General features: G+C 70.7%; 11 protein-coding genes. 9 read left to right on the top strand and 2 right to left on the bottom strand.

Going from position 1 to position 13,594, the window contains the following annotated elements; genetic code table 11:
- The 7 genes from ACFUN8_RS33925 to ACFUN8_RS33895 all read left to right on the top strand — a co-directional run.
- Positions 1 to 605, top strand: a 605-nt coding sequence (locus ACFUN8_RS33925) for an oligopeptide/dipeptide ABC transporter ATP-binding protein (protein ID WP_383646305.1), incomplete at its 5' end; no start/stop codon positions are given.
- Complete coding sequence (locus ACFUN8_RS33920) at positions 602 to 1,582, top strand: ABC transporter permease (protein ID WP_383646302.1); 981 nt, start codon at positions 602 to 604, stop codon at positions 1,580 to 1,582. The genes ACFUN8_RS33925 and ACFUN8_RS33920, both read left to right, overlap by 4 nt.
- A 3-nt stretch (positions 1,583 to 1,585) precedes the next feature.
- The gene (locus ACFUN8_RS33915; protein ID WP_383646299.1) at positions 1,586 to 2,713 is read left to right on the top strand and encodes an ABC transporter permease; all 1,128 of its coding nucleotides are present in this window, start codon (positions 1,586 to 1,588) and stop codon (positions 2,711 to 2,713) included.
- Positions 2,710 to 3,831: an ABC transporter ATP-binding protein gene (locus tag ACFUN8_RS33910; protein WP_383646296.1), complete on the top strand. Its 1,122-nt coding sequence runs from the start codon at positions 2,710 to 2,712 to the stop codon at positions 3,829 to 3,831. The genes ACFUN8_RS33915 and ACFUN8_RS33910 overlap by 4 nt, the downstream gene beginning before the upstream one ends.
- 86 nt (positions 3,832 to 3,917) lie before the next feature.
- A complete protein-coding gene (locus tag ACFUN8_RS33905) occupies positions 3,918 to 5,327 on the top strand; it encodes a GH1 family beta-glucosidase (RefSeq protein WP_383646293.1) in 1,410 nt (469 codons plus the stop codon).
- A 146-nt stretch (positions 5,328 to 5,473) separates the two neighbouring features.
- A complete protein-coding gene (locus ACFUN8_RS33900) occupies positions 5,474 to 7,351 on the top strand; it encodes a discoidin domain-containing protein (protein ID WP_383646291.1) in 1,878 nt (625 codons plus the stop codon).
- Positions 7,352 to 7,578: 227 nt separating this feature from the next.
- Positions 7,579 to 8,934 (top strand): hypothetical protein, encoded by a 1,356-nt coding sequence (locus ACFUN8_RS33895; RefSeq protein WP_383646289.1) that lies wholly within the window; start codon positions 7,579 to 7,581, stop codon positions 8,932 to 8,934.
- A gap of 42 nt (positions 8,935 to 8,976) precedes the next feature.
- On the opposite strand, the gene ACFUN8_RS33890 is transcribed toward ACFUN8_RS33895, so the two are convergent.
- Positions 8,977 to 9,585, bottom strand: coding sequence for a YceI family protein (locus tag ACFUN8_RS33890; protein ID WP_383646286.1), 609 nt, complete (start codon positions 9,583 to 9,585; stop codon positions 8,977 to 8,979).
- Positions 9,586 to 9,786: 201 nt separating this feature from the next.
- Complete coding sequence (locus ACFUN8_RS33885) at positions 9,787 to 10,998, bottom strand: glycoside hydrolase family 64 protein (protein WP_383646308.1); 1,212 nt, start codon at positions 10,996 to 10,998, stop codon at positions 9,787 to 9,789.
- 511 nt (positions 10,999 to 11,509) lie between these two features.
- Between ACFUN8_RS33885 and ACFUN8_RS33880 the strand changes: the two genes are divergently transcribed.
- Positions 11,510 to 13,093, top strand: a complete 1,584-nt coding sequence (locus ACFUN8_RS33880; RefSeq protein ID WP_383646282.1) for an acyl-CoA carboxylase subunit beta — start codon at positions 11,510 to 11,512, stop codon at positions 13,091 to 13,093.
- A gap of 89 nt (positions 13,094 to 13,182) precedes the next feature.
- Complete coding sequence (locus ACFUN8_RS33875) at positions 13,183 to 13,413, top strand: acyl-CoA carboxylase subunit epsilon (protein ID WP_383646280.1); 231 nt, start codon at positions 13,183 to 13,185, stop codon at positions 13,411 to 13,413.
- Positions 13,414 to 13,594: the final 181 nt, after the last annotated feature.

Raw genomic sequence — 13,594 nt, 5'->3', positions numbered from 1 at the left:
CCATCGCGCGGGCGCTGGGCGCCGACCCCAAGGTGCTCCTGGCCGACGAGCCCGTCTCGATGCTGGACGTCTCCATCCGGCTCGGCGTACTGAACCTGCTGCGTGACCTCAAGGAGCGCCTGCACCTCGCGATCCTCTACATCACGCACGACATCGCGTCCGCGCGGTACTTCGCGGACACGACCCTGGTGATGTACGCCGGCCGGATCGTGGAGGGCGGCGACAGCGAGACCGTCACCCAGCAACCCGCGCACCCTTATACCCAGTTGCTCATCGCCTCGGCCCCCGACCCCGACCGGATCGCGGACGAGGAGGCCCAGGAGGAGACCGGAAGCGGCGAGCCCCCCTCACTCATCTCCCCGCCGGGGGGCTGCCGCTTCCACCCCCGTTGTCCCAAGGCCATGGAGCGCTGCCGCACCGAACTGCCGCCGCGCTTCGAGCTCGACGGCGGCCAGTGGGCGGCGTGCTGGCTGTACGAGGACCGCCCCGTCACCACGGCCGTACCCGGCGCCCCCGCGAGCGGCGACGGCACCGGTACGGGCGGCGACGGCACCGCCACCGGCACCGGGTCCACCACGAGCACGACGGAGGTGGCGGCGAAGTGAAGTTCGTCCTCCAGCGGATCCTCTTCTACGCCGTCACGGCGTGGGCGGCGATCACCATCAACTTCCTGATTCCGCGGCTCATGCCCGGCGATCCGGTCCAGGCCCTGATCGCCCGTTTCCAGGGCCAGCTCGACACCAGCGCGATCGCCTCCCTCAAGGCCCTGTTCGGCCTCGACAAGGAACGCTCGCTCTGGCAGCAGTACACCGACTACTGGGGCCAGCTCTTCCAGGGCGACCTCGGGCTCTCCTTCACCTTCTTCCCGACGCCCGTCAGCGAGGTCATCTCGCAGTCGCTGCCGTGGACGCTGGTGCTGGTCGGCCTCACCACCCTGATCAGCTTCCTGCTCGGCACCGGCATCGGGGTCTACAGCGGGTGGCGGCGCGGTTCCTGGATGGACAGCCTGCTGCCGGTCACGACGTTCATCTCCTCGATCCCGTACTTCTGGCTCGGGCTCATCGCCATCGCGCTGTTCGCCGTGAAGTGGCCGATCTTCCCGGCCGCCGGCGGCTACGACAGCTCGCTGGTCCCCGCGTTCGACGTGCCGTTCATCTCCAGCGCGCTCTACCACGGCTTCCTGCCCGGTATCACGATCATCCTCAGCGCCATCGCCGGCTGGATCCTCGGCATGCGCAACATGATGGTGACCGTCTCGTCCGAGGACTACGTCATGGTCGCCCAGGCCAAGGGGCTCTCCGAGCGCCGCGTGATGTTCTCGTACGCCGCGCGCAACGCGATCCTCCCCAACATCTCCGGCTTCGCGCTCTCGCTGGGCTTCATCGTCGGCGGCACGCTGTTGGTGGAGATGGTCTTCTCCTATCCGGGCATCGGCTACCAGCTCTTCCAGGCCGTCGGCGCCAAGGACTATCCGCTGATGCAGGGCGTCTTCCTGATCATCACGCTGTCCGTGCTCGCGGCGAACCTGCTCGCGGACATGGTCTATCTCTTCCTCGACCCGCGCACCCGGAAGGAGGCCTGAGCCATGTCCATTCCCGCAACAGAGGTCGCCGTACTCGACGCGGCTCCGGCGCCCACCCCCTCCAAGCGAGCCAGGCTGCGCTTCCTGCGCGGCGGCAAGACCCTCACCGGGATCTCGATCCTGGGGTTCTTCACCCTGCTCGCGATCATCGGCCCGTGGATCGCGCCGTACGACCCCGACATGATGAGCGACAACCTGCTCCAGCCGCCGTCCGGCGACCACTGGTTCGGCACCACGCAGACCGGTCAGGACGTGCTGTCGCAGATCCTCGTCGGCACCCGGGGCGTGCTCCTGGTGGGCTTCATCGCCGGTTTCCTCGCGACGGTGCTGTCCGTGCTGATCGGCGTCACCTCCGGGTTCCTCGGCGGCGTCATGGACGAGATCCTCTCGGCGCTCTCCAACATCTTCCTCGTCATCCCTGCGCTGCCGCTGATCATCATCATCGCCAGCTTCGTCTCCGACGCCGGCGACCTGCTGATCGCCGGCGTAATCGCCTTCACGTCCTGGGCGTGGGGGGCGCGGGTGCTGCGCGCACAGACCCTCTCGCTGCGCAAACGTGACTACGTCGAGGCCGCGCGAGCCACCGGCGAACCGACATGGCGGATCATCGGCTTCGAGATCATGCCGAACCTCACCGCCGTGATCGCGTCCGGCTTCGTCGGCACCGTCATCTTCGCCGTCCTGCTGGAGATCACCCTCGCCTTCATCGGCGTCGCCGACATCTCCAACTGGAACTGGGGCACCGTCCTGTTCTGGGCGCAGTCCAACCAGGCACTCGCGCAGGGCGCGTGGTGGTGGTTCGTCCCCGCCGGGCTCTGCATCGCGCTCCTCGGCACCGCGCTCGCGCTGATCAACTTCGGCATCGACGAGTTCGTGAACCCGCGGCTGCGCACCGAATCCGGCTCCTCGCGGAAGATCCGGATGCGCGTCGGCTTCACGCCGGTGGCGCGTACGGACCGTGGAGACGGGGCCGCGAGGAAGTACGCGGGCCTGAACGGGGCGTCGTCCGCGGCCGTGGGTGGCGTCGCCAAGAGCGGTACGAACGGCAGCGGCCCCGCCAAGGGCGCCCCGCCCGAACGGACCCCCGCACGGACGTCCGACCGCACGCCCGACAAGGAGCCCCGCGCATGACGACCGGTCGCCCCGTCCTCACCATCAGCGGCCTCAATGTCGATTACGGCACCGGCCCCGGCGCGGTCCACGCGCTGCGCGACATCGACCTGACCCTGCACCGCGGCGAGGTCCTCGGCCTCGCCGGCGAGTCGGGCTCCGGCAAGTCCACACTCGCCTACGCCGTCACCCGGCTGCTCTCGCCGCCCGGGGTGATCACCGGCGGTGACGTCCACTACCAGCCGCCGCAGGACGGCGCGGCCCCGGTGGACCTGCTGACGCTCACGCCGCAGGAGCTGCGCGCCTTCCGCTGGCAGGAGCTGTCGATCGTCTTCCAGGGCGCGATGAACTCCCTCAACCCCGTGCACACGGTGCACAGTCAGCTCACCGACGTGCTCCGGGCGCACCGTCCGGAGATGAAGTCGGCCGAGCGCACCGCACGCGCCGAGGAGCTGCTGACGCTGGTCGGTATCTCCCGCGACCGGCTCGGCGCGTTCCCGCACCAGCTCTCCGGCGGCATGCGCCAGCGCGTGATGATCGCGATGGCGCTCGCGCTGGAGCCCGAGGTCGTCATCATGGACGAACCGACCACCGCCCTCGACGTGGTGATGCAGCGTCAGATCCTGCGCAAGCTCGTCGCGCTCCGCGAGGAGCTGGGCTTCTCCGTCGTCTTCATCACCCACGACATCTCGCTGCTGATCGAGTTCTCGGACCGGATCGCGATCATGTACGGCGGCCGGATCGTCGAGGAGGCGGGCGCCGCCGAGATCTACCGCGACCCGCGCCACCCCTACAGCGACGGACTGCTCCACTCCTTCCCCGCGCTGCACGGACCCCGCAGGGAGCTGACCGGCATCCCCGGCTCGCCGCCGCACCTGACGGCGATGCCGACGGGCTGCGCCTTCCATCCGCGCTGCGGCAAGGCGTTCGACCCGTGCGCCGAGCACGTACCGGTGCTGGCCGCGCCGGACGGCGCGCCCGACCGCACCGTGGCCTGCTGGCTGCACCACTCGCCCCCCGCCCCGGCGTTCGCGTCGGGCGCGGAGGCGGCGGCGGAGTCCGGGACGGGGCCGGCCGCGCCCGAGGCCGGGGCGGCCCCGGACCCGGCCGGGGACACCTCGGCGGCCCGCTCCGGCTGATCCACGCCCCGACCAGGCCCCGACCAGGCCCTGTCCGCGCCCGCGCCCCGCCCGCGCCGTGCGCTCACCCATGAACCAGGAGACCCATGAACGCCACCCCCATCCAGGACCTCACCCGCCCCGCCACGGCGCTCAAGGGCCTGCCCGCCGACTTCCGTTGGGGCGTCGCCACCTCCGCCTACCAGATCGAGGGAGCGGCTGCCGAGGACGGCAGGACCCCCTCGATCTGGGACACCTTCTGCCGGGTCCCGGGCGCGGTGGAGGGCGGTGAGCACGGCGACGTGGCGTGCGACCACTACCACCGGATGCCGCAGGACGTGGAGCTGATCGCGGGCCTGGGCGTCGACACGTACCGCTTCTCGCTCGCCTGGCCGCGCATCCAGCCCGGCGGGCGCGGGCCGGGCAACGCGAAGGGCCTGGACTTCTACAAGCGCCTCGTCGACGAGCTGCACGGCAGGAACATCACCCCGTGGATCACGCTCTACCACTGGGACCTGCCGCAGGAGTTGGAGGACGCGGGCGGCTGGCCGGCCCGCGACACGGCGTACCGCTTCGCCGACTACGCCGCGATCGCCTACGACGCGCTCGGCGACACCGTCGAGCACTGGACCACGCTCAACGAGCCCTGGTGCTCCGCCGTCCTCGGATACGACGTGGGCGTCCACGCCCCCGGCCGCAAGGACTTCGGCGACTCGATCCGCGCCGTGCACCACCTCCTGCTCGGCCACGGACTCGCCTCGCGGCGTATCCGCGACGCCGCCGGCGAAAACCCGCTCGAACTCGGCATCACCCTCAACCTCGGTACGGCCACGCCCGAGACCGACAGCGACGCGGACCGCGAGGCGTGCCGCCGCGCCGACGGCCAGGGCCGGCGCCTCTACCTCGACCCGCTCGTCCACGGCCGCTACCCCGAGGACGTCGTCGCCGACCTGGCGCTGCGCGGCGCCGAACTGCCGGTCCAGGACGGCGACCTGGAGATCATCGCCGACCCGCTGGACATCCTCGGCGTCAACTTCTACCGGGGAGCCCTCTTCTCCGGCGTCACCGAGAACGGCTCCCCGGTCGACGACGACGGGCTGCCCGTCACCCGCGGCGTGCCCCGTGACCTGCCCCGTACCGCCATGGACTGGGAGATCACACCGACCGAACTCACCGACCTCCTCCTGGGCCTCCAGGAGGACTACGCCATCCCCACCGTCATCACCGAGAACGGAGCGGCCTTCGACGACACCGTCGCCGCCGACGGCTCCGTCCCGGACGCGGACCGGACCGCGTATCTCGCGGACCACCTCGCGGCCGTCGCCGAGGCGCGCGCACAGGGCGCCGACGTTCGCGGCTATTTCGCCTGGTCGCTGATGGACAACTTCGAGTGGGCGTACGGCTACGACAAGCGCTTCGGCATTGTCCGCGTCGACTACGACACCCAGGTCAGGACCCTCAAGGACAGCGCCAAGTGGTACCGCGACACGATCGGACTCACCCGCGAGGCGCGATAGGTCCCGACCGGACCCCGGCTTCCGCTCCCGCCCCGGCGCACAGCACGCCGCGGGCGGGGGCGGGGCCGTCCGCCCGCACACATCACTCGCGGTAACACCCCCGTACGGACATCGCTCATTCACCCGTATCGCCAACGGAGTCAACGATGCCCCCACGTACGTCCTTACTCGCGACCACCGCCCTCGCCCTGCTCGCGCTGTCGGCGCCCCTCGCCGTCGCCGCGCCGCCGCAGCCGCCCGCAGTCCGGGCCGCCGCGGCGTGGAACACCGACCGCGCGGCGGAAGCCGTCGCGGCCAGACCGGCGGCCGTCACCACCTCCGGCGCCGAGAACGCGGGCACCCCCGCCACCGCCGCCTTCGACAACAACCCCACCACCCGCTGGGCGAGCGACTTCGCCGACAACGCCTGGATCCAGGTCGACCTCGGCAGCGTCATCCGCGTAAGCCAGGTCAAGCTCGAATGGGAAGCCGCCCACGGCAAGCAGTACGTCCTGGAGATCTCCAGGAACGGCACCGACTGGACGGACTTCTACACCGAGAACGAGGGCACCGGCGGCACCGTCACCGCGCACACGTACCCGCAGGAGGCCACCGGGCGCTACGTCCGGATGCGCGGCGTCGAGCGCGCCACCGCCTGGGGCTACTCCCTCTTCTCCTTCCAGGTCTTCGGCGGCGAACCCGCCCCCGCCTCCACCACCCGCACCAACCTGGCGCTGAACCACCCCGCGTACGGCGAGCTGTACCAGCACGCGGGCAACTCACCGGCCTTCGTCACCGACGGCGGCTGGCCGGCCGACCTGAAGGCCGACCAGTCCCGCTGGTCGAGCGACTGGAACCAGAACCGCTGGGTGGGCGTGGACCTCGGCGCGCGGTCCACGATCCAGTCCGTGGACCTGTACTGGGAGGCCGCCTACGCGGTCAACTTCGACCTCCAGGTCTCCGACGACAACCGCAACTGGCGCACCGTGTACCAGCCTTCGGCCGCGCAGATCGCCGAGCGCCGGGCGAACATCAAGTCACCGGGCGACGCGGTCGGCAGACACGACACGATCAACCTGCCGACCCCCGCGACCGGCCGCTATGTGCGGATGCTGGGCAAGGAGCGCCGCTCCTTCTACAACCCGGCGCCGTCGACGGCGCAGTTCGGCTACTCGCTGTACGAGTTCCAGGTCTGGGGCACCGGCGGCAGCGCGGCCGCGGCGTACCCCGCACTGCCGCAGAACCCGGGCGGCGCCTACCGGCAGACCTTCTTCGACGACTTCACCGGCTCCGGCCTGGACCGCAACAAGTGGCGCGTGGTCCGCACCGGCCAGGAGATGGGCTCCGTCAACGGCGAGTCGCAGGCGTACGTGGACTCGCCGGACAACATCAAGACCCAGAACGGGGCGCTCGTCCTGGAGTCGAAGTACTGCAAGGGCTGCACCACGGTGCCGGGCGGCGGCACGTACGACTTCACCTCCGGCCGCGTCGACACCAACACCAAGTTCGACTTCACGTACGGCAAGGTCAGCGCCCGTATGAAGCTCCCCGTCGGCGACGGCTTCTGGCCGGCGTTCTGGCTGCTGGGCAGCGACGTGGACGACCCGTCGGTGTCCTGGCCGGGCTCGGGCGAGACGGACATCATGGAGAACGTCGGCTACGCGGACTGGACGAGCACCGCGCTGCACGGCCCCGGGTACTCGGCCGCCGGCAACATCGGCAAGTCGCAGACCTTCCCGAACGGCGGCCGGGTCGACCAGTGGCACACCTACGCCGTCGAGTGGACGCCCGAGGGCATGATCTTCACCGTCGACGACCAGGTGGTGCAGACGACGTCGCGGCAGAAGCTGGAGTCGACCCGTGGCGAGTGGGTCTTCGACCACAACCAGTACGTGATCCTCAACCTGGCGCTGGGCGGCGCCTACCCGGCCGGGCACAACCAGGTCACCACGCCGTACTGGGGTCTGCCCCAGTCGAGCGTCGACAAGGTCGCTCAGGGCGGAGTGAAGGCGGAGATCGACTGGGTGCGGGTGGAGCAGAAGTAGCCGCACGGAGGTAGGCACACGGACATAGCGGCGCCGACCTGGCGCCGTCGGAACCCCCATGAGTGACGCACCCGGGCCTCCCCGCCCGGGTGCGTCGCTCGTTGCGGCCGGCGGCCCCGCGGGCCCCGTACCCCGCCCCGTGGGCGCCCCGTCCGGCCCCCTCACGTCACCGTTCCGTTCTTTCTCGCCCCCTCCGGACAGTGGCCCCCTCCGGTACCGTCGGTGATATGAGGACGAGGCTGTTCACCACTCTGTCCGGGCTGCTGCTCGCCTTTACCGGGGCCGCCGTCGTCGCGGCGCCGAGCGCGCAGGCAGCCACCGGCCCCGATGCCGTGGCCGAGGCCTTCAAGAAGGGCCCGGTCTATGTCGACCCGCGCGCCTCCGACCAGCTCTCCCGGTCGGACGCCGACGCGCTGACGAAGAAGATCAAGGACGCGGACAAGCCGGTCTTCGTCGCCGTCCTGCCGCAGGCCGCCGATTTCAACCCGGACAACACACTCCTCGACAGGCTCCGGACCGCGACCGGGGTGTCCGGCGTCTACGCCGTACGCCTCGGCGACAGGTTCGACGCCGCCGCGGACGCCCGTAACCTGCCGCCGGACACCGTCCGTGCGATCACCGACGGTGCGAAGGGCACAGGCGCCGTCGGGGCGTCGACGGAGCTGAACAACTTCGTCGACCAGGCACTCGCCGAGACCCGCGGCCGGGCGCCCGCCGGCTGGAACACGTCCTCCGGTGACGGCGCCGACGGCGGATCCGCCACGGCCGGGCTGATCACGCTCGGCGGCGTCGTCGTGCTGGGCGGCGCGGGTGTGTACGCGGTGCTGCGCCGCAACCGCCTCCGTAAGGAGGAGCGCGACAGGCAGGCCCTGGACAAGCTCCGGGTCGTCGTGGACGAGGACATCACCGCCTTCGGCGAGGAGCTCGACCGGCTCGACTTCCACCCGGGCGAGAAGGGCGCCGACGACGCGATGCGCGGGGACTACGAGCAGGGGCTGGACGCGTACGAGAAGGCGAAGTCCCTCATGGACCGCGCCGAGCGCCCGGAGGATGTGCGCGCGGTGACCGAGGCGCTGGCCGACGGCCGCTTCTCGCTCGCCTCGCTCGCGGCGCGGCGGGAGGGCACGCCGCTGCCGGAGCGCCGTTCACCGTGTTTCTTCGACCCCCGGCACGGTCCTTCCACGAAGGACGTGGACTGGTCACCGCCGCCCGGCGGCGCCGTCCGTGCCATCCCCGTCTGCGCGGCCGACGCGGCGCGCCTGGAGGACGGCGACGACCCCATGACGCGGATGGTGCAGACCGAGCACGGCCCGCGCCCGTACTACGACGCGGGTCCGGCGTACGGCCCCTGGGCCGGCGGTTACTTCGGCGGCGGCGTGCTCCCCGCCCTGCTCGTGGGCACCATGCTCGGCACGGTCATGACCACCCCCGCCTACGCCGCGGACTACGGCGGCGGCGACTACACCGGTTACGACGGCGGCTCGGGCGGTGACTTCGGCTCGGGCGGTGGATTCGACGGAGGCGGTTTCGGCGGGGGAGGGGACTTCGGAGGCGGCGGCGGCTTCGACGGGGGCGGGTTCTGAGACTGCCCCCGGTCGGCTCCGCCGCCCGCGCTCCGGTACGGGTCAGGCGGCGGGCTGGTTCTTGATCGCCGAGATGTCGAAGACCAGCTTGACCTTGTCGCTGACGACGACGCCGCCGGATTCCAGCGCGGCGTTCCAGGTCAGGCCCCAGTCCGAGCGCGAGATCGTGGCGCTGCCCTCGAAGCCGACACGCTCGTTGCCGTACGGGTCGATCGCCTTGCCGTTGAACTCCAGGTCGATCGTGAGCGGCTTGGTGACGTCCTTGATGGTGAGGTCGCCGGTGATGCGGTAGTCGTCGCCGCCCGCCTGCTCCGCGCCGGTCGAGCGGAAGGTCATCCTGGGGAACGTCTCGGCGTCGAAGAAGTCCGCACTGCGCAGGTGACCGTCACGGTCGGGCGCGCCGGTGTCGATGCTCTCGATCTCCACGTCGATCGAGGCGGAGGAGTTCTCCGGCTTGGAGCCGTCCAGGCTCAGCGTGCCCTCGTGCTTGCTGAACGAGCCGCGCACGTTGGTGACCATGGCGTGACGCACGGTGAAGCCGATGCTGCTGTGCGACGGGTCGATGGTGTAGTCACCGGTCAGGTGGGCCAGGTCGGGGTTGACCGGGGCGGTGGCGACGTCGGTGTCGGACTTGCGGTTGAACAGAGACATGGGGTTTCTCCCGGAGGTATTTGTTTAGCGTTCAAGTACTGAGTCGAAGCGTAGACCTGTCTCGTTCAAATTTCAACATCTTCCGCCGATCGGGTGACGCGGGCCGATCGGGTGACGCCGCCCGGAGCACGACGGTGCCCCGCCGCCCCCTCCTTGGGAGGAGAGGCGACGGGGCACCGTCACGCCTGGAGTCCGCGGACCTCAGGAACCGACCGACACGGTGAAGCGCACCGGGTTGCCGTCGTGCGCCGCGCCCGAGACGTCCGGCTCACCGTCCGGCCGTACGTCGTCGTACGGGAACGCGTACCCGATCGGGGTGTTGGCGTGCAGCACCCGCGCCCAGTGATTGGTGGACGGGTCCTTGTAGTAGTCCGCCGCCGTGGCCCCGTTCGGCTGGTCGGGGTGGGTGAGCAGCGTCGAGCGGTTGAAGCCGGCCGCCAGGCGCGCGAGGAGCGCCTTCTTGTCGTCCGAGTCGCCCGGGTTGTTGGTGAAGGGGCCGTGGTTGCAGGTGAAGATGTCCTTCGAGGACGGCTTGGAGAAGGTGTGGCCGCCGGCGAAGGTGAGCGTGTCGCCGCTGACCCGGCCGGCCAGCACGCCGCGCCCGCCCTGGAGGTCGATCTTGAGGTCCTCGGCGGCGTACTTCTGCCAGACCTGGTCGATGTAGCCGTCGAAGACGTCCCTGAAGGGCATCTCCTCGGGCCGGTCGAAGTACGGCGCCATCGCGTTCTGCGGCGCGATCACCCGCAGGACCTGGCCGTCGGCGCCGCGCGTGATCAGCTTGTCCCACGGCTGTCCGTCGGCCGCCGCCTGCGCGGTCAGACCGTCCGCGATCTTCTGGAGGGCGCCTTCGGGCAGCGGGGCGACCTCGTGCTTGGCGTCGCCCTCCAGGGTGATCCCGATGGGCAGCGCGGTCACCAGGTCGACGTAGCTGATGTTGGAGTACAACTGCTGCGGGTTGAAGGTGAATTCGGCGAACGACCAGGTGCGGCCGTAGTTGGGGTCGTTCTCGCTCGCGAACGCCGGCTCGACCAGGGACGGACCCGGGTTCAGGAAGAAGTCCAGGGTGTCGTCACGTACGAAGTAGACGCGCGCGCCGAACATCTGAGGCAGCGTCAGCGTCACGGCGGCGCCGCCCGCCGCGCCCAGCGGAATGGCGCAGTCGACCGGCAGCGGGGTGTTGGCCTCGGCGGGCGACTCCGGCTTGTACACGCTGCCGTCGGCGCGGAGCAGCACCCAGCGGTCGGTGCCCTGCTCGTGGCCGGTGACGTACGCGTTGACCGAGCCCGGCAACGACTTGTTCACCAGGGCGAGTTCGCAGGTGTCGGCGGCGGCCGAGGCGCGGGGGCTGAGGGCGCTTCCCCAGACGGGGTAGGTGAGCGCCGTGGCCGCGGCGGCCGTACCGGTCAGAAACATTCTGCGCGATATCACGGATGTTCTCCTGAGATGTGGGGGGAACGCAGTGGGGCGCGGTAGGTGGGGGGCCGCGCCTGCGTCTGCGCCCCACTCTCGTCACGTGTCCGGGACGCGTCAAGAGTTTGACTGAGAGCGCTCTCAATAGTTCGGGAGTCTTCACAACCTGACGTCGGCCGCTCACCCGCCGCCATCGAAACCGGTCCCGCCGAGGCGTCGGCAGGGTCCCGACGGGGCACCGGCGAGACCTCGGCGAACTCCCCACGGGGCCCGGTCCGGCATCCTCAGTCGCCCCGCCGTCACCCCGCGCCACACGGCGACGACGCGTGACGCGTGGTTGGCCAACGGCCGACATCGGACTGACATCTGGAGGAATCTCACAAGCGCGAGGGGCTCCGGGCTGTTGACTCGGCCCGAGCCCACCCCGGTTCTGTCCAGCCCCACCAGGAATCCGGGCAGGAGACTGTGTGGAGTCGACGGCGGCTTTTGCCGCTGTTCTTCGTAGGGTCGGTACATGACCGTTGTGGACCAGACGCCGAGTGAGCCCGTCGACGCCCGTGGGCGCGTGGCCGAGCTGCACTCGCTGCGGGGGCAGGCGCTGAGCGGGCCGAGCGAACGCGCGACCGAGGCGCAGCACGCCAAGGGGAAGCTGACGGCTCGCGAGCGTATCGCGCTGCTGCTCGACGAGGGCTCGTTCAAAGAGGTTGAGCAGCTGCGCCGGCACCGGGCCACCGGTTTCGGCCTGGAGGCCAAGAAGCCGTACACCGACGGGGTGATCACCGGCTGGGGGACGGTCGAGGGCCGCACCGTCTTCGTGTACGCGCACGACTTCCGTATCTTCGGCGGCGCCCTGGGCGAGGCCCACGCCACCAAGATCCACAAGATCATGGACATGGCCATCTCGGCCGGTGCCCCCCTGGTCTCGCTGAACGACGGCGCGGGCGCCCGTATCCAGGAGGGCGTCTCCGCGCTCGCCGGTTACGGCGGCATCTTCCAGCGCAACACCAAGGCGTCGGGTGTCATCCCGCAGATCAGCGTGATGCTCGGCCCGTGCGCCGGCGGCGCCGCGTACAGCCCCGCCCTCACCGACTTCGTGTTCATGGTCCGTGAGACGTCGCAGATGTTCATCACCGGACCCGACGTCGTCAAGGCGGTCACGGGCGAGGAGATCACCCAGAACGGACTCGGCGGCGCGGACGTGCACGCCGAGACCTCGGGCGTCGCGCACTTCGCGTACGACGACGAGGAGACCTGCATCGCCGAGGTCCGCTACCTGCTGGCGATGCTCCCCTCGAACAACCGCGAGAACCCGCCCGTCGCCGAGTCCGACGACCCGGCGGACCGCCGCTCCGACGTGCTGCTCGACCTCGTCCCGGCCGACGGCAACCGCCCGTACGACATGCGCAAGGTCATCGAGGAGCTCGTCGACGACGGCGACTTCCTGGAGATCCACGAGCGCTGGGCCACCAACATCATCTGCGCGCTGTCCCGGCTGGGCGGCCAGGTCGTCGGCATCGTCGCCAACCAGCCGCAGTCCCTCGCGGGCGTCCTGGACATCGAGGCTTCCGAGAAGGCCGCGCGCTTCGTGCAGATGTGCGACGCCTTCAACATCCCGATCGTGACCCTGCTGGACGTACCCGGCTTCCTGCCCGGCGTCGACCAGGAGCACGGCGGCATCATCCGCCACGGCGCGAAACTGCTCTACGCGTACTGCAACGCCACCGTCCCGCGGATCTCGCTCATCCTGCGCAAGGCGTACGGGGGTGCTTACATCGTCATGGATTCGCAGTCCATCGGCGCCGACCTCACCTATGCCTGGCCGACCAACGAGATCGCGGTGATGGGCGCGGAAGGCGCCGCCAACGTCATCTTCCGCAAGCAGATCGCCGAGGCCGAGGACCCCGAGGCCATGCGCGTGCGCATGGTGAAGGAGTACAAGGCCGAGCTGATGCACCCGTACTACGCCGCGGAGCGCGGTCTGGTCGACGATGTCATCGACCCGGCCGAGACCCGTGAGGTCCTCGTCTCGGCCCTCGCGATGCTCCGTACGAAGCACGCCGACCTGCCGTCCCGCAAGCACGGCAACCCCCCGCAGTGAGCCCGCGCCCCGCCGGACGCGGCCCCGTGCCGCCTACGACGCCACCCACGACGCCGCCCACCTGCCGAGAAGACGGAGACACGAGCCCGATGAACGATTCCCACAACTCCCCGCTCCGCGCCGACAGCTCGCTGCTCCGCGTCGAGAAGGGCCAGGCGGGCCCCGAGGAACTGGCCGCCATCACCGCCGTCCTCATGGCGCGCGCCGCGGCCCGCCCCGACGCGGACGCCGCCTCGGCCCACCGAGGCCGCTCCACGGCCGGCTGGCGCCGTCTGGAGCGCACGCCGGGCTTCCGGGCCCCGCACAGCTGGCAGGGCTGAGCCCAGGCGCTCCAGCGCCCGTACAGCGCCACGAGAGCCCCGCACGGACCACCGTGCGGGGGGCGTGGACGTCGTCCGGCGTGCCCGCGAGCGCGAGCTGGGCCACCCACCCCGCCGGCAGCCTCGCCGCGAACTCCTCGCGCGTGGCGCACGACGCGCGCAGCGCGCGGAAGTCGTCCGC

Source organism: Streptomyces sp. NPDC057307, assembly GCF_042667665.1.
Taxonomy (GTDB): Bacteria; Actinomycetota; Actinomycetes; order Streptomycetales; family Streptomycetaceae; genus Streptomyces.
The sequence above is the reverse complement of the archived record's forward strand: the minus strand, read 5'-3'. Positions and strand labels throughout refer to the sequence as shown.